Source organism: Microtetraspora sp. NBRC 13810, assembly GCF_030268685.1.
Classification (GTDB): Bacteria; Actinomycetota; Actinomycetes; order Streptosporangiales; family Streptosporangiaceae; genus BSRQ01.
In genome coordinates this window covers 594,104-609,502 of record NZ_BSRQ01000002.1, presented here as the reverse complement: position 1 = coordinate 609,502, position 15,399 = coordinate 594,104, and the positions used below count along the sequence as shown (strand labels likewise).

Annotated in this window: 14 protein-coding genes; 9 read left to right on the top strand and 5 right to left on the bottom strand. The window is 72.1% G+C overall.

Going from position 1 to position 15,399, the window contains the following annotated elements; translation table 11 throughout:
* Positions 1-10 precede the first annotated feature (10 nt).
* The gene (locus tag QSK26_RS06505) at positions 11-1,114 is read left to right on the top strand and encodes an aminotransferase class V-fold PLP-dependent enzyme (RefSeq protein WP_285774047.1); all 1,104 of its coding nucleotides are present in this window, start codon (positions 11-13) and stop codon (positions 1,112-1,114) included.
* Here QSK26_RS06505 and QSK26_RS06500 read toward each other — a convergent pair.
* Positions 1,111-1,914: an SDR family oxidoreductase gene (locus tag QSK26_RS06500; protein WP_285774046.1), complete on the bottom strand. Its 804-nt coding sequence runs from the start codon at positions 1,912-1,914 to the stop codon at positions 1,111-1,113. The two genes, QSK26_RS06505 and QSK26_RS06500, sit on opposite strands and share 4 nt — an antisense overlap.
* A gap of 146 nt (positions 1,915-2,060) precedes the next feature.
* Positions 2,061-4,031, bottom strand: coding sequence for an RNA polymerase sigma factor (locus QSK26_RS06495; protein WP_285774045.1), 1,971 nt, complete (start codon positions 4,029-4,031; stop codon positions 2,061-2,063).
* A 474-nt stretch (positions 4,032-4,505) separates the two neighbouring features.
* On the opposite strand from QSK26_RS06495, the gene QSK26_RS06490 reads away from it, so the two are divergent.
* The 5 genes from QSK26_RS06490 (at position 4,506) to QSK26_RS06470 (ending at position 8,421) form a co-directional block, all read left to right on the top strand.
* A complete protein-coding gene (locus QSK26_RS06490) occupies positions 4,506-5,633 on the top strand; it encodes an ABC transporter ATP-binding protein (protein ID WP_285774044.1) in 1,128 nt (375 codons plus the stop codon).
* The gene (locus QSK26_RS06485; RefSeq protein WP_285774043.1) at positions 5,626-6,285 is read left to right on the top strand and encodes an ABC transporter permease; all 660 of its coding nucleotides are present in this window, start codon (positions 5,626-5,628) and stop codon (positions 6,283-6,285) included. The genes QSK26_RS06490 and QSK26_RS06485 overlap by 8 nt, the downstream gene beginning before the upstream one ends.
* A complete protein-coding gene (locus tag QSK26_RS06480) occupies positions 6,282-6,953 on the top strand; it encodes an ABC transporter permease (protein ID WP_285774042.1) in 672 nt (223 codons plus the stop codon). Before QSK26_RS06485 ends, QSK26_RS06480 begins: the two co-directional genes overlap by 4 nt.
* A gap of 32 nt (positions 6,954-6,985) precedes the next feature.
* On the top strand, positions 6,986-7,897 hold the full coding sequence (locus QSK26_RS06475; protein ID WP_285774041.1) for an ABC transporter substrate-binding protein: 912 nt from the start codon (positions 6,986-6,988) through the stop codon (positions 7,895-7,897).
* A 62-nt stretch (positions 7,898-7,959) separates the two neighbouring features.
* Positions 7,960-8,421, top strand: coding sequence for a flavin reductase family protein (locus QSK26_RS06470; protein ID WP_285774040.1), 462 nt, complete (start codon positions 7,960-7,962; stop codon positions 8,419-8,421).
* 49 nt (positions 8,422-8,470) lie between these two features.
* Here the strand turns inward: QSK26_RS06470 and QSK26_RS06465 are convergent, their stop codons facing one another.
* The 3 genes from QSK26_RS06465 to QSK26_RS06455 all read right to left on the bottom strand — a co-directional run bounded on the left by QSK26_RS06465 (position 8,471) and on the right by QSK26_RS06455 (position 12,113).
* Positions 8,471-9,412 carry a LuxR C-terminal-related transcriptional regulator gene (locus QSK26_RS06465; RefSeq protein WP_285774039.1) on the bottom strand — a complete coding sequence of 314 codons (942 nt, stop codon included), beginning with the start codon at positions 9,410-9,412 and terminating at the stop codon, positions 8,471-8,473.
* A 174-nt stretch (positions 9,413-9,586) separates the two neighbouring features.
* Complete coding sequence (locus QSK26_RS06460) at positions 9,587-10,975, bottom strand: alpha/beta hydrolase (protein ID WP_285774038.1); 1,389 nt, start codon at positions 10,973-10,975, stop codon at positions 9,587-9,589.
* A gap of 142 nt (positions 10,976-11,117) precedes the next feature.
* Positions 11,118-12,113, bottom strand: a complete 996-nt coding sequence (locus tag QSK26_RS06455) for a LacI family DNA-binding transcriptional regulator (RefSeq protein ID WP_285774037.1) — start codon at positions 12,111-12,113, stop codon at positions 11,118-11,120.
* A 153-nt stretch (positions 12,114-12,266) separates the two neighbouring features.
* Between QSK26_RS06455 and QSK26_RS06450 the strand changes: the two genes are divergently transcribed.
* From QSK26_RS06450 to QSK26_RS06440, 3 genes are read left to right on the top strand one after another with little or no spacing between them, the layout of a single operon-like run.
* Complete coding sequence (locus QSK26_RS06450; protein ID WP_285774036.1) at positions 12,267-13,175, top strand: nitrilase family protein; 909 nt, start codon at positions 12,267-12,269, stop codon at positions 13,173-13,175.
* Complete coding sequence (locus tag QSK26_RS06445) at positions 13,175-14,359, top strand: hypothetical protein (protein ID WP_285774035.1); 1,185 nt, start codon at positions 13,175-13,177, stop codon at positions 14,357-14,359. The genes QSK26_RS06450 and QSK26_RS06445 overlap by 1 nt, the downstream gene beginning before the upstream one ends.
* 32 nt (positions 14,360-14,391) lie before the next feature.
* Complete coding sequence (locus QSK26_RS06440; protein WP_285774034.1) at positions 14,392-15,399, top strand: alpha/beta fold hydrolase; 1,008 nt, start codon at positions 14,392-14,394, stop codon at positions 15,397-15,399.

The window sequence follows — 15,399 nt, the reverse complement described above, 5'->3', positions numbered from 1 at the left end:
ACGCCGCGAGATGAACGCCGCGACGACCGCGGAGGAGTTCCGCGCGCTCTTCCCCGCACTCCGCTCGACGGTGTGGCTGGACACCCCCGGAGCGCCGCCCGGCGCCGACCCCGTCGTCGAAGCGTTGCGGGACGCCCTCTCCGCGTGGTCCGGCGGCGACTTCTCCTGGCAGGCGTGGGACGACGCCTCCGCGCAGGCGCGGGTGCTCTTCGCCCGGCTGGTGGGCGCGGAACCGGGCACGGTGTCCACGATGGGCTCGCTCGCCGAGGCGGCGGCCACCGTGGCCGCGTCGATCCCGCCGGGGCGGCGGGTGGTGGTCGCGGCCGAGGAGTTCCGCAGCAACCTGTTCCCGTGGCTGGACCGGCACCAGGTCACGGCCGTGCCACCCCGCGACGGGGTGACCAGGGTGGAAGATCTCGTCGACGCGCTGGACGAGGGCACCGAACTGCTCGCGGTGAGCGAGGTGACCAGCCGCGAGGGGCGGCGGCTCGACCTCGCGGCGCTCCGGGAGGCGACCGACCGGGTAGGCGCGCGGCTGTTCGTGAACCTGACCCAGTCGCTCGGCGTGCTGCGCTTCGACGCCGCCGCCGTACGGCCCGACTATCTCGCCGTGCACGGGTATAAGTGGCTGCTCTGCCCCCGGGGCGCCGCCTGGCTGGTCACCAGGGCCGACCGGCTGGCCGGGCTGCGCCCGCTGGCCCCCGGCTGGAAGTCCACCAGCCCGCCGCACGGCTACTTCGGCGGCCCCATGCGGCTGGCCGCCGACGCGGGCCGGGCCGACGCCTCCCCGGCCTGGCTGTCCTGGATCGGCGCCCGCGCCGCCCTCGGGCTCATCGGCTCCCTCGACCCGGCCCGCGTCGAACGGCACTGCCTGGACCTCGCGGGCAGCCTCGTCGAACAGGCCGCCGCCCTCGGCTTCCGGCGCACGTCGCGGGGCGCCCTGTCGCACATCGCCGTCCTCCACGCGGCCGACGCCGACCGGCTCGCCGGCCGCCTGCTCCGGCACGGCATCCGCGCGACCGCGCTCGGCGACCGCGTCCGCTTCGGCTTCCACTACTTCAACGACGAGACCGACGTCCTCGCCGTGCTGCGCGCCCTGCGGGCCGACGGCTAGCCGCGGCCGACGTACGGCATGCCGGTGGCCATGATGGTGAGGGAGAGGATGTTGGCGTCGAGTGGCAGGCTCGCCATGTGCAGGACGGTGCGGGCCACCTCGCCGGGGTCCATGGTGGGCTCGACGGCGGTGGAGCCGTTCGCCTGGGGCACGCCGCGGGCCATCGCCGCCGTCATGTCGGTGGCCGCGTTGCCGACGTCGATCTGCCCGCAGGCGATGTTGTGCCGGCGGCCGTCCAGCGCGAGCGACTTCGTCAGCCCGGTGATCGCGTGCTTCGTGGTCGTGTAGGCGACGCTGTTGGGCCGGGGGGTGTGCGCCGACAGTGACCCGTTGTTGATGATCCGCCCGCCCTGCGGTCGCTGGTCGCGCATCATCCGGAACGCCTCCTGCGCGCACAGGAACGACCCGGTCAGGTTGACGTCGACGGTCGCCCGCCAGTCCTCGTAGGACACCTCGTCCGGCGGCAGGGACGGCCCGAACGTGCCCGCGTTGTTCACCAGCAGGTCGAGCCGGCCGAACCGCTCCGCCACCCGGCCGAACAACTCCCGCACGGACTCCGGCCTGCTCACATCGGCGACCACGACAAGCGCGCCTGCCACCTCGGCGCCCGTCCCGGTGTCGGGTGTCGCGCCGCCGTACGACCGGCCCGGGAGGGAGGCGGCGGTCCGGCGCAGGGTCTCCTCGCGGCGGCCGGCCAGCACGAGCGACCAGTCGGCCCCGGCGAGCGCCCGCGCGATCGCCCTCCCGAGCCCGGAACCCGCCCCGGTCACCAAGGCCACCGCGTTCCCGTCCACAGACATCACCCCTCGCTCCTTCCCACATCCACACCAGACGGCTTGCCTACCCCCGCCGGACGGCATCGGGGCTCGGGGGGTGATGATGCCGGTCGGTCCTTCCCACATCCACACCAGACGGCTTCCCTGTCCCCGCCGGACTGCGCCGGGGCTCAGGGGGTGATGATGCCGGGTACCGCGAAGAAGACGATCATGGCGATGGCCAGGGCGACGACCAGGCCGATCACTTCCCATGCCCAGTCGTAGTGGCGTTCGCCCACCTTGATCGGCTTGAGCTTGCGGCGGCTCCGCCGTGCACCGCCGCGGGGCCGTGACGTCGCCGGGGAGGCGGACGCCGCGGGTGCCGCGCCGGGCTCGGGGTCGGGCTCGGGAGGCAGGTCGATGACCGCGAAGACATCCGTGATCTCCTCCGGCGCCTCGTCCTGCGCCTCCGTGCCGGGGGCCCGCGGAGCCGGTACGGCGGGCAGCGGCATGAGGTAGACCGGCTCGGCGACCCGCGACCGCTTCGCCGCCGGGGTGAACAGGTCCCCCGGCGTGGTGGCCTCCGGCGGCGCGGCGGCCTCGGGCGGCGGCGAGGTGGCGCCGGGCAGGGCGAGGGGGTCGAAGACGACCGGGTCGAGGATGTCGGCCGGCAGCGGCGCGGACAACGGCGCCGGCCTGGACGCCGGCATCGGCCCGGTGTCGTTCAACGCCGAGGGCGTGAAGAGCGGTCCGGTGTCGGACAACGGCGTGAAAAGCGGTCCCGTGTCGGACAACGGCGAGAAAAGCGGGCCGGTGTCCGACAGGGGAGTGACCCGCTGCGCCGGCTCCGAGGCGGGGGTGAACAGAGGCGCCGATCCGGCGGCCGGGGTGAACAACGGGGCCGACGGGGAGGCGGCCGGGGTGAACAGCGGGGCCGACGGGGAGGCGGGCGGGGTGAACAGCGGGGCCGACGGGGAGGCGGGCGCCGGGGTGAACAGGGGGGCCGACGGGGAGGTGGGCGCCGGGGTGAACAGGGGGGCCGAGCGTGGGGCGAGGTCCGGCGTGGCAGGACGTGCCGACTCGGGGGCGGGGGCCGGGCCGGAGGGGCGCGCGGGCTCGGCGGCCGGGGCGGGGGTGAAGAGGGGGGCCGCCTGCGAGGACGGGGTGAAGAGCGAGCCGGTGGCCGGGGGCGTCGAGGGGCGGAGGGTGGGGAGGCCCTGGGCGAACCTGGACGCCGCACGGTCGAGGGTGGGCATCGGCTCGGTGGTCGCCTCGTGGCGGGAACGGCCCGGCTCCGGTGGCAGGGAGGCGCGCGGGTCGGCGGGGAAGGGGTCCCCACCTGTGGTGGCGGCCCCGCCGGGGAGGCCGAACGGGTCGGCGGAGGAGGTGGGGAGGCCGAACGGGTCGGCGGACGCGGTGGGGAGCGCGCCGCCCGGAGGCGGGGGGACGGGGTGGAGGCCGGTGGCGGTGGCCGGGTCCGCGGGGGCGTCGGGGAGCGGCCAGGACGGGGCGGTGGGCCACAGGGGCTTGACCGGGGCGACCAGGCGGGCGGCAGCGGCGGCGGCGCGCGGGGAGATGCCGGCGTTCAGCCGGGCGCGGAGGGACGCGGGCGGCGGGCGCCAGGGGAGGCGGGCGAGGACGTCCCTGGTGGGGGCCACGGCCAGCGCGCCGTACACGTCCGCGACGGGGCCGGGGGCGCGGCCGGTGGAGGCGAGGGCGTGCCCGAGCGCCTGGGCGAACCGGTGGTCGGCGCTTTCCGCGAGGTCGGCGGCGGTGTCGGAGGCGACGTCGAGCACCCAGGCCAGCTCGTCCACGGTCAGCCCGCACACGACCCCGAGCAGCAGTACCTCGCGCTGGTGCGGGCGCAGCTCGTGCAGCACCCGCTCGACCAGCGCGCTGGCCGGATCGACGGTGGGATCGACGTACAGCGAAGCCTGCACGACGTCGCGCCGGTAGATCTCCCGGCGGGCGAGCGCGTAGAGCGCGGCCCGCGGCGGTTCCACGGCCGGGACCCCGGCGAGGACGGCCGCCACCGAGTCGGCGGCGGAGTCGGCGTCGCCGAGCTGGTCGAGGCAGTAGGCGAACAACCCGGCGGCGTGCCGGTCGTAGAGCTCGGCGATCAGCTCGGCTCGGGCGCGCTGATCGCTGACCGAGTGGGTCACGGGCCGTTTCCTCTGAGGGGTGAGGCGGTGCGGGGAGCGGTTCCGAAAGCGCGGTGGAAGTGTCTCCGGCCGACGTCTCGCCCGCGCCGTCGGCCGTGACCGGTGGGGCTGCACGTCGCCGTTGATCACTCCGGTGACATGGAGCAATCATGTCAAGCCCCGGTGACCGCCGCACTACCGGATGCCTATTTGATAGAAAACACGTGAAGTTCTATCAATAAGATCATTTTTGCCTTTCTGGCAGCCTGTCAGCGCTCGCCCCCACCTGCGGACCCGTTCACCGATCAGGTAGGTCATGAGGGGATTCGGGGGGACAGGCGCGCGGCGGTCGCCGTAGGCTGTCCCGAAGGGAGATCATGGGCGGTCGCGGCCCGAGAGCCGCGGCCAGGCCGCCGTACGGGGCGCGAGGGGGCGCCGGGAAGGCGGCTGCGCCGTTCCCCCGGACGAGCTCAGCCGATAACCACGAGGACACACGTGATCACATTTGACGGTGTCACCAAACGATATGCCGACGGAACCGTCGCCGTGGACCACCTCGACCTGGAGGCCCCGACGGGTGAGATCACCGTGTTCGTCGGTCCCTCCGGATGCGGGAAGACCACGTCGCTACGGATGATCAATCGCATGATCGACGCCTCCGAGGGGCGCATCCTCCTCGACGGCGTGGACGTGCGCACGATCGACCCGCCGACGCTGCGGCGCGGCATCGGGTACGTCATCCAGCAGGCCGGGCTGTTCCCGCACCGCACGATCGTGGACAACATCGCGACGGTGCCCTTCCTGCTCGGCTGGAACAAGAAGAAGGCCCGGGACCGGGCGATGGAGCTGCTCGAACGGGTCGGACTCGCCCCCGAGATGGCCTCCCGGTATCCCTTCCAGCTCTCCGGCGGCCAGCAGCAGCGGGTGGGTGTCGCCAGGGCGCTCGCCGCCGACCCGCCGGTGCTGCTCATGGACGAGCCGTTCAGCGCGGTCGACCCGGTCGTCCGGTCCAGCCTCCAGGAAGAGCTGCTCCGGCTCCAGTCCGAGCTGAACAAGACCATCGTCTTCGTCACCCACGACATCGACGAGGCGATCAAGCTGGGGGACCGGGTGGCGGTGCTGCGGGTCGGCGGGCGGCTGGCGCAGCTGTCCGACCCCGCGACGCTGCTGTCCGACCCCGCCGACGACTTCGTGCGCGGCTTCCTCGGCCGGGACCGCGGCATCCGCCGGCTGTCCTTCATCGGCGACGAGGGCCTGCGGCTGCGGACCGACCTGACCGTCCGGCCGGGCGAGGCCGGCGAGGCCGTCTCCGGCGACTTCCCCTGGCGGGCGGTCGTGGACGGGGAGGGACGCCCGCTCGGCTGGGCCGCCGCCGGCGACCTCCCCGCCAAGGACGCGGGGCTGCTGCCGTACGGGACCTACGTGCGCGGGAAGGACTCGCTGCGGGCGGCGCTGGACGCGGCGCTGCTGTCGCCCTCCGGATGCGCGATCGCGGTGGACGACGACGGCAAGGTGGTCGGCGTCGCCACCCGCGAGTCGCTGGACGAGGCGATGTCCGCCGTGGCGGCCCCGGCGCAGCCGCGCGACGCGGTCCAGGGCACGGCGGGAGAGCCACGTGGATGAGCCACTCGTCCGCTGGGACTGGATCGGCAGGAACCTGCCGGAGATCCAGGAGCTGATCGTCGACCACGTGGTGATCGCGCTGGTCCCGGTGCTGATCGCACTGCTCATCTCGCTGCCGCTCGGCCTGGCCGGCGCCCGGTGGCGGTGGCTCTACCAGCCGTCCGTGCACATCATGAACGTCTTCTACTCGCTGCCCTCGCTGGCGATCTTCATCGTGCTCATCCCGATCACCGGGCTCGCCCAGCGGGCCACCGTGATCGTGCCGCTCACGTTCTACGCGGTCGCCGTGCTGCTCCCCGCGGTGGTGGACGGGCTGCGCTCGGTGCCCGACCACGTGCGCCAGTCGGCGGTGGCGATGGGCTTCACGCCGCTGCGCCGCCTGCTCAGGGTGGAGCTGCCGATCGCCGTGCCCGTCGTGCTCGGCGGGCTGCGGGTGGCCACCGCCTCCAGCATCGCCCTGGTCACCGTGGGCGCGCTGATCGGCAGGGGCGGCCTCGGTTACCTGTTCATCGACGGCTGGCAGCGGCAGTTCTACACGCCCATCGTCGTCGGCGTCGTGCTGGTGGTGGCGCTCGCGGTGGTCGCCGACGCGCTGCTCGTCACCACGCAGCGCCTGCTGACCCCGTGGGCACGGGCGAGGAGGTCAGGGTGAACTGGCTGATCGAGTTCTTCACCGACCCCGCCAACTGGTCCGGCACCTACGGCATCCCGCACCGGCTGCTCGAACACCTCCAGTTCTCCGTGACGGCGGTCCTGATCGCCGTGCTGATCGCGGTGCCGCTCGGGCTGCTGATCGGACACACCGGCAGGGGCGCGCTGGCCGTGGTCATCTCGGCCAACGCGGCGAGCGCCCTGCCCACCCTGGGCCTGCTGGTGCTCATCGTGCTGCTCGTCGGGCCGGGTTCCGTGCTGCCGGTGCTCATCCCGCTCGCCCTGCTCGCCGTGCCGCCCATCCTGGTGAACACCTTCGAGGGCATCAGGGGCGTGGACCGCGACCTGCGCGACGCCGCGTACGGCATGGGGCTGCGCGGGCCGCAGGTGCTGCTGCGGGTTCTCGTGCCGTCGGCGCTGCCGGTGATCCTGCTGGGCATCCGGCTGGCCGCGATCCAGGTGGTGGCCACCGCGACGGTCGCGGCGTTCGTCGGGCTCGGCGGGCTCGGCCGGTTCATCGTGGACGGCCTCGCGACGAAGAACTTCCCGAGCACGATCGGCGGGGCCGCCCTGGTGGCCCTCGCCGCGGTGACCACGCAGGGCCTTTTCGTGCTGATCGAGAAGGTGGCGGTCTCCCCGGGGGTGAGCCGGCGCCTCAAGGTCCGGTAGGTTGAGAATTACCCCCTGATGGAGAAGGGATTATGATGAGACGTCTCATAAGCGCGGTAGCGGTCGCTGTGTCCGCGGCGCTCGTCCTTACCGCGTGCGGCGGCGGGGATCCGCTCACCGCCTCACCAGAGCCGGCCGGCTCCACCGGTTCCGGCGGGCCGACGGTCGTCGTCGGCTCGGCCAACTTCCCGGAGAACGTGCTGCTCGCGTCCATGTACTCCCAGGCGTTGCAGGCCAAGGGGGTGAAGGTGCAGGAGACGTTCAACGTCGGCAGCCGCGAGATCCTCTACGACCAGGTGCAGAGCGGCAAGCTGACCGTCCTCCCCGAGTACATCGGCTCCCTGCTGGCCTTCATCGACAAGGACAGCACGGCGCGGACCAAGGACGAGATCGTCGCCGGCCTCAAGGAGAAGCTGCCCGCCACCCTGGAGGTGCTGGAGCCGTCCCCGGCCGAGGACAACAACTCGCTGACGGTCACCAAGGCGACCGCGACGGAGCACGGCCTGTCCACGATCGAGGACCTGGTGAAGGTGGGCAAGGACTTCACGGTCGGCGGCCCGCCGGAGTTCAGGACCCGCCAGGAGGAGAACTTCAAGAAGGTCTACGGCCTGGAGTTCAAGGAGTGGCAGCCCACCGGTGACGCCACCGCCGACGCCATCAAGGACGGCACCGTCCAGGTCGGCAACGTGTTCACCACGGACCCCAAGATCGTGCTGAACGACCTGGTCTCCCTCAAGGACACCAAGAACGCCTTCGGCGCGGACAACATCGTCCCCCTGGTCAACAAGGCCGGCGTCAACGAGACGGTCACCTCCACGCTGAACGGCATCTCCGCCAAGCTGGACACCCAGACCCTGCTCGGCCTGATGAAGCGCGTCGCCATCGACAAGGAGGACGCGCCCGCGGTGGCCAAGGACTGGCTGACCCAGAACGGCCTCCTCTGACCCTTCACCCGTCGCCGCCCCCCTTCCCGGGGGGCGGCCCTTCTCACCGGATGTCCCCAGCGATGTTTCTCGAAGCGATGCGGCAGGTGCCCGCCGCGGTGACCGTCGTCTCCGTGCGGGAGGAGCGCGACGACATCGGGGGCACGGTCAACACGTTCGCGTCGATCTCCCTGGACCCGCCGCTGGTGCTGGTGAGCCTCGCCGGTTACCTCGCCGAGGTGCTGCTCAGGCGGGACACCTGGGCGGCGACCGTGCTCGCCGCCGGGCAGAAGGCCGTCGCCAGCAGGTTCGCCACCCCCGGCCGCCCCAGCGCCCGTCTCCTGCTGGCCGGGCTGCCGCACCACCGCGGCGAGGCGAGCGAGGCGCTCATCGTGGAGGGCGGGGTGGCCGCGCTGGAGGCCGAGACCACCCAGGTGGTACCGGCCGGCGACCACACCGTCTTCATCGCCCGTGTCGTACGCGTCGACTACCTCGACGAGACCGCCGAGCCGCTGGTACGGCTCCGCGGCAGGTACCGCCCCTAGCGACTGTACGGTCAAGGTCGCGTGTGACGGCCGAGGCCGAGCGTGGCGATCAGGCCGTGACGTGCGGACCGCCATCGCGGGACGAACAAGGTTCAGTGCAGGAGAAGCGCGTTCTGCGACGCGCAGGGATCTTGCCGTCGCTTCTGACCGGGCGGCCGGTTCGAGCTCTGTTCCCGCGAGGTGCCAGCCCGTGTTCGTATGCGTAGATGACAGCGTGTACGCGGGTGCGGAGCCCGAGTTTGCTGAGGATACGGGCGACGTGGGTCTTGACGGTGCCCTCCTCGATGGTCAGGGCTGCGGCGATCTCCGTGTTACTACGCGACGCGGCTGCCAGGGAAGTGGGCAGCTCACCACCGCCGGCCAGGTGCTCGATCAGTTCGAGGACGGCCCTGGAACCGCCGTTCGCCTGGAGCCACCGGCTCACCCGGCATGCGGCCTTGGCATACGTGTCCCGGTCGGCTTTCGCCGTGCGCAGCCAGTCGTCGAGCGTCCGCGGCAGCGCCTCCTGCGTGGACACCCGGCATCGGTTGCCGGCCGTCTCGGGCTTCAGGTAGCGCGGGTCGCCGGAGACCACGACGGCCAGTCCTTCGTCGAACCATTGCGGCATCGGCCCCGCGCCGGACCCGAGGCGGGCGTGCAGCTCGACATGTGACATCTCGTGTGCGGCGATCACCGGGTCGATGCCGTTCGGTGACAGCATGACCGCGCGGTTCAGCACGGCGATCCCGCGCTCCCGGCCGCCGCCGATCTTCTGGTAGCACGTGTCGGTCAGGCAGGCCAGGATGTCGGGAGAGCTCCGGCGTCCGCCGTAGAAGTCCGCCACCCGGCGGCCGGCCGCATCGACGACCTCGGTGACCTGCCGCTCCCGGGCCGCCGGCAGGCCGGGCTCCAGATACAGGCCGGGCCTGACCTGTTTCATGCCGTAACAGCCGGGACAGGTCGTGGCGGCGACCGACGGGAAGGCCACCGCGACACCGGCCACCGCGGTCACCACCAGCCCCGTGACGATGGCCGTCAGCCACCGCCACCACGTCCTGCGCCTTCGACTCATCGCACCGCTCCCCATGTCGATGTTCCGTACCATCCTGTCCCGCCGAACGGGTCTCCGAGGCTGTCGATTTTGCTGCTGTCCGGTCATGCACGCCACGCCGCTTCCGGTATCGGGTCAGGACGGGGCCGGGCCGCAGGCCGCTCCGGGCGGCGGCATCTCGCCCGTCGTCAGGTAGCGGTGCACGTGCCGGCGTACGCACGGGTGGCCGGAGAAGTAGAGGGCATGCCCTCCGACAGCCTTCAGGTAGCGGGCGCCGGGAAGCGCGGCCGCCAGCCGGCGGCCGTCACCGGCCGGAGTGTTGTCGTCGTACTCGCCGTTGGCGATGAGCACGGGCGGCAGGCCCGGCGCCTTGATGGGGTGGGGCGCGTACGTCCTGGTCGGCGGCAGGCCCGCGCAGTGGTTGGCCATCGGCCACACCGCGCGCCAGCCGATGCGGGGCGTATCGCGGCGCAGTGCGGTCTCCAGCTCCTTGAGCTTGTGGTAGCCGGGGTAGGGCATATCGGCGCAGAGGATGACGCGTGACAGGCTGGGGTCCGGAGCCCCCTCCACCTTGGCGAAGAACGAGGCGTCACCGGCCTGCGCTCGTTCGAGCCCGGCGGCCAGGCGCTCCCAGGTGGCCTCGTGGGTGAAGTCGGCACGGGAGGCTATCTGGGTGTCGCTGATGCGCACCCCGGGACCGGCTCCGGGGGCGGGGATGGGCTCGCGGCGGGCCTTGGCCGTCACCTCGTCCCAGACGGCCACCGGATCCTTGCCGTGCAGCGCGCAGGTCGCGGTGCTCTGACACCAGGCGGCGAAGCGTTTGAAGTTGCTCTCCAGGGCCTTGGCCCGCGGCTGGAGCCAGGCGCGGAGGTCGGGGGTGGTGTGGTCGAAGACGCTGTCGAGGTACATCCGGCCGACCTTGCGGGGGAACAGCTCGGCGTAGGCCTGCCCGAGCACGGTGCCGTGCGAGTTGCCCAAGTAGGTCAGCTTGGCCTGACCGAGGGCCTTTCTGATCGCCTCCATGTCGTGCGCGATCTGCCAGGAGTTGAGGTTTCCCGACAGCTTGCCCGCCTCCTTGGCGCACGCCTCCCCGAACGTGCGATTCTTCGCAGTGTAGGCATCGTAGGCTGGCTTACCCGGAAACACCCATTCGGTGGCGAAGGGCGCGGGTATAGGGCAGTTGATCGCCGTGGACCTGCCGAACCCCCTCGGGTCGAAAATCACCACGTCGAACCATTTAGTCAGATCTGTAAAGTATTCCGTCCCTTGGCGGAGAAGCGTGATCTGCTCGCCAGGCCCACCCGTGTTGACCAGTACCACGCCCTTCTTGCGGGCCTGATCCTGAGCGGGCAGCTTGGCGAGACCGATCTCGGCCTTCGGTCCCGATCCGCGGGTCCAGTCGGCCGGCACCTGGATCTGCGCGCATTGCAGACCGTCTCCGCAGTCCTGCCACGACAGCGGCATGGCCGTGACCGGGGTGACGACGGTGACCGCGCCGATGACGAGCGACGCAACGATGTTCATGCCGGAAGGATCGCCGGGCCCGTACCGCTCGCGCGTCCCTCTTTCTGCATATCTTTTTCACTGGAGCAGGATTGTGCGGGAGATCGGAGGGCCGGGCAAGCGTGTCACCCGGGCCACCCGTGTCGTCAGCCCTGGGACGTGCTCACGTGTCCGCGCCGGTGGAGGCGCGGGCGGTCAGTGTGGGGGCCAGGCGCTCGGACTCGATCTCGTCGCCGGCCAGGAGGCGGGACAGCAGGACCAGCGCCCTGCGTCCGATCTCGCGCACGGGCACGGCCACGCTGGTCAACGGCAGCGGCAACTCGGCGGCCAGCGGCGTGTCGTTGTAGCCCATGATCGCGATGTCCCTGCCCACGGTCAGGTCGTGGTCGCGAGCCGCGCCCATGGCGCCGATGGCGGCGAAGTCGTTCACCGCGAAGATCGCCGTCGGCCGGTCGGCGTCCGCGAGCAGCGTCTCGGCGGCGGCCCGGCCGCCCGCGGTGTCGAAGGGGGAGTGCAGCACCCGCGGCGCGGGCAGGCCGCGCTCCCGGTAAAGGCCGACGAAGCCCGCGGTGCGGTCGACGCCGGTGCTGGCGTAGGGCTCGCCCGCGATGACGGCGGCGTCGACGTGGCCGAGCGCGAGCAGGTGCTCCGCCGCCAGCCGGCCGCCGAGCCGGTCGTCGGCGGTCACCGCGGGATGGTCGCCCGCCCGCCGGTTGACCAGCACGAACTTCGTGCCGTCCGCGGCCAGGCGGTCCAGGAAGCCGCTGTCCAGGCTGGCGTCACCGAAGATCAGCCCTTCCACCCGCCGGGCGAGCAGCATCCTGGTGCGCAGCCGCCGGGTCTCCTCGTCGTCGCGGCTGTTGGCGGTGATCGTGGCGAGCCCGAGCTCGCCCGCGGCCTCGTCGATGCCCTCGTAGATCATCGCGAGGACGAGGTCGGACAGCCGTGGCACGAGGACGCCGATGAGCTTGCTGCGGCCCGTGCGCAGACCGCTGCCGTGCGGGTCCGGCTGGTATCCCAGCTCTTCCGCCAGTCGCCGGACGCGGGTGGCCGTGTCGCCGGAGGCCGCCCGCGCGCCGTCGTCGGCCCGCCCGTTGAGGACCCTGGACACCGTGGAGACGTGCAGGCCGAGCTCGTCGGCGATGAAACGCAGGGTCACCTGGCGCGCCTTGGAATCCGCCACGAACGCCTCGCTTTCGCAGAGAGATGGGGCAGATGACACCGTACGACGTCTTGACGCCGTCCCGGCACGGAGTACATGCTAACCCAAACGTTTGGCCCAAACGTTTGGGTAACGGAAGGAACCACGAAGATGACTGACACATCGCCTCCAGCGGACCCCCCAGTCAGCCCGGCCAGGGTGGCGGTGGTCCAGTTCGATCCTCAGGTGGGCCTGGACAATCGCGCGGCCAACGCCGAACGCGCGCTCGCGCTCGCCGGGCGTGCCGCGGCGGACGGGGCGACCCTCATCGTCCTGCCCGAGTTGTCCACCACCGGATACAGCTTCCGCGACCGCGCCGAGGCATACCGCCATGCCGAGGACGTCCCCGGCGGGCAGACGGTGAAGGCGTGGGAGTCCTTCGCCCGCGAGCACGGCGTGCACCTGGTCGGCGGCCTGGCCGAGCGTGACGGCGTGCGGCTCTACGACACCGCCGTCCTCGTCGGCCCGGAGGGGTACGTCGGCCACTACCGCAAGGCCCACCTGTGGAACAGGGAGAAGCTGTGGTTCACGCCGGGTGATCTCGGCTTCCCGGTGTTCGAGACCCCGATCGGCCGGATCGGCCTGCTGATCTGCTGGGACATCTGGTTCCCCGAGGTGCCCAGGCTCCTGGCCCAGCAGGGCGCGGACATCATCTGCAGCGTCAACAACTGGGTGTGGACCCCGCCCCCGATCTTCGACGAGACCGGCAGGTGCATGGCCTCCTACCTGACCATGACCGCCGCCCATGTGAACAACGTGTTCATCGCCGCGGCCAACCGGGTCGGCACCGACCGCGGCGCGCGCTTCCTCGGCTGCTCGCTCATCGCCGGCACCAACGGCTGGCCCATCGGCCGGGTGGCGGGCGCCGAGGAGGAGACCATCCTGACGGCCGACATCGACATCGTCGCCGCGCGCAGCGCGCCGGTGTGGAACCAGCTCAACGACCTGATCCGCGATCGGCGCACCGATCTGTACGACCCCATGCTCGGCTACACGCTGGGCCGGGCGGCGCCACGCTGATGGGAACCGTCACAGCGGCAGCCGACGCTCTCGGCGCGCGCCGCCTGGGAGCCGCCGCCACGGTCGCCGCCCTTGCGGCGGGACTCGCCGTGTGGCTGGCGGAGGCGCGTCCCGCGCTGCCGGGGATCGTGCCCGACTACGCCTCCTGGGGCCTGGGATACACCGATCCGACGTGGTACGCCTACTGGATTCTCGGCGACACCACCGAGGCGACCCTGGCCAAGTCCGCGCTCGGCGGCCTGCTGATGATCGCCGGGGCTGCGTTCGCGTACGACGCGCGCCGTCGTGGCCGGCGCTGGCAGGGCTTCGCGCTGGCCTGCGGCAGCGGCGTGCGCTGGCCGTGGGTACTGGTCGCCGCCGGTCTCGGCCTGGTGGCGAGCAACCTGCTGTGGGGCTGGACGCTCACGGTGATCGGCGGCTGGCAGCCGACGTTCGTGCCGATGGTGTCCGTCCCGCCGGCCATCGTGATCATCTACGGCGCGGGCTGGCGCGTCGCGGCGACCGGCGCGGCGCTGGGCGCGACCCTGGTCACGCCTCTCGCCCTGGTGCTGGTCAACGCGGTGTGCGTGCCGCTGGGCGTGTCGACCGTCGTGGGCAGCACCCTCGCCATGTCCGCCGGCGGGCTCGCCGCGTTCTGGGCGTGCCGGAGGCTGCCGTGGATGCCGCCGCCGCGACCGGCGGCGGTGGCGCCGCCGCCCGCGCGGTACGGGGCCTCCTGGGTACCGCGCCGCATCCTGGCGGACTTCACCGAGGCCCACTTCTACGGCAACGAGTGGGCGGGAGCCGGTCTGCTGCTGGGCAGCGTGCTGCACTTCATGCTCAATCCCGCCGGACCGGCCTACGGCAGCGGGCTGCTGCCCCACCTGCTGGCCGCGCAGGTTCTCACGGCGGCCTGCGGGATGGTGATGTGGGGCAGGCGGTGGGCGTCCAGGGGGTGGTACCCGACGTTCGTGCCGATCGTGTCCGTCGCACCGGCCACGGTCCTTGCCTTCGGCGGCACGCTGCCCTCGATCGTGGCCGGAGCCGTACTCGGCGCGGCCCTCGCCCCTCCGCTCGCGGCGGCGCTGGCCCGGCGGCTGCCGGACGACGTCCAGCCCATGGTGGCCTACACCGCGACCATGGCCGTGTGCACCGCGACCGTCATCCCCCTGCTCGACCTGCTCCCCGGCTTCCAGCTCCCCTGACCCCCGACTCCGTACATCCCCTGGAGAAACCCGTGTTCGACATCTTCGACCTGCCCGCCTTCGAGCTGGACGGCGGCGCCGTGCTCGACCCGGCCCGGCTGGCCTACCGCACCCACGGCGAGCTGAACGAGTCCCGGACGAACGCCGTCCTCTTCCCCACCTGGTTCGCCGGAGACCACACGTCCCACGAATGGCTGATCGGCCCGGACAAGGCACTCGACCCGGGCGAGTACTTCGTCATCGTGCCGAACCTCTTCGGCAACGGCGTGTCCTCCTCACCGTCCAACACCCCGGCGCCCCACGGCGGCGCCGACTTCCCGCAGACCACGATCCGCGACAACGTACGGGCCCAGCACCGCCTGGTCACCGAGCACTTCGGCATCGAACGGCTGGCGCTCGTGCTCGGCTGCTCGATGGGCGCCCTGCAGACCTTCCAGTGGGCGGTCAGCCATCCCGAGATGGTCGCGCGGGCGCTGCCGTTCTGCGGGGCGTCGAGTACGTCGCCGCACAACCAGGTCTTCATCGAGAGCCTGCGCGCGACCCTCACCCTCGACGCCGCCTACGACGGCGGCCGTTACCGCGAGCAGCCGCTGGCGGGAATCCGGGCGTTCGCGCGGGTGTACGCGGGGTGGGGGTTCTCGCAGGCCTTCTACCGGGAGGAGACCTACCGGCAGCTCGGGTTCTCCTCGCTGGAGGAGTTCCTGACCGGCTTCTGGGAGACCAACTTCACCGGATACGACGCCAACGACCTGCTCGCGATGCTCAGGACGTGGCAGGACGCGGACGTCGCGACCACGCCGGGAGCGGACGGCGACATCGGACGCGCCCTCGGCGCCATCAAGGCCAGGGTCCTCGCCCTGCCGGCGGAGAAGGATCTGTACTTCCCGCCGGAGGACGAGGTGCGAGCCTCCCGGCACATCCCGCAGGGGGAGGTACGCGTGATCCCCGGCATCTGGGGACACCTGACGGGCGGCGGAGGCAACCCCGTGGACGTCGCCTTCATCGACCAGGCCGTGCGTGACCTGCTCGCCATGAGCTAG

Bases quoted from the DNA above. Each gene is read 5' to 3' on its own strand.
- QSK26_RS06500 (WP_285774046.1), bottom strand. From the start codon at position 1,914: ATGTCTGTGGACGGGAACGCGGTGGCCTTGGTGACCGGGGCGGGTTCC.
- QSK26_RS06470 (WP_285774040.1), top strand. From the start codon at position 7,960: ATGTTTCTCGAAGCGATGCGGCAGGTGCCCGCCGCGGTGACCGTCGTC.
- QSK26_RS06450 (WP_285774036.1), top strand. From the start codon at position 12,267: ATGACTGACACATCGCCTCCAGCGGACCCCCCAGTCAGCCCGGCCAGG.
- QSK26_RS06475 (WP_285774041.1), top strand. From the start codon at position 6,986: ATGATGAGACGTCTCATAAGCGCGGTAGCGGTCGCTGTGTCCGCGGCG.
- QSK26_RS06445 (WP_285774035.1), top strand. From the start codon at position 13,175: ATGGGAACCGTCACAGCGGCAGCCGACGCTCTCGGCGCGCGCCGCCTG.
- QSK26_RS06460 (WP_285774038.1), bottom strand. From the start codon at position 10,975: ATGAACATCGTTGCGTCGCTCGTCATCGGCGCGGTCACCGTCGTCACC.
- QSK26_RS06505 (WP_285774047.1), top strand. From the start codon at position 11: ATGAACGCCGCGACGACCGCGGAGGAGTTCCGCGCGCTCTTCCCCGCA.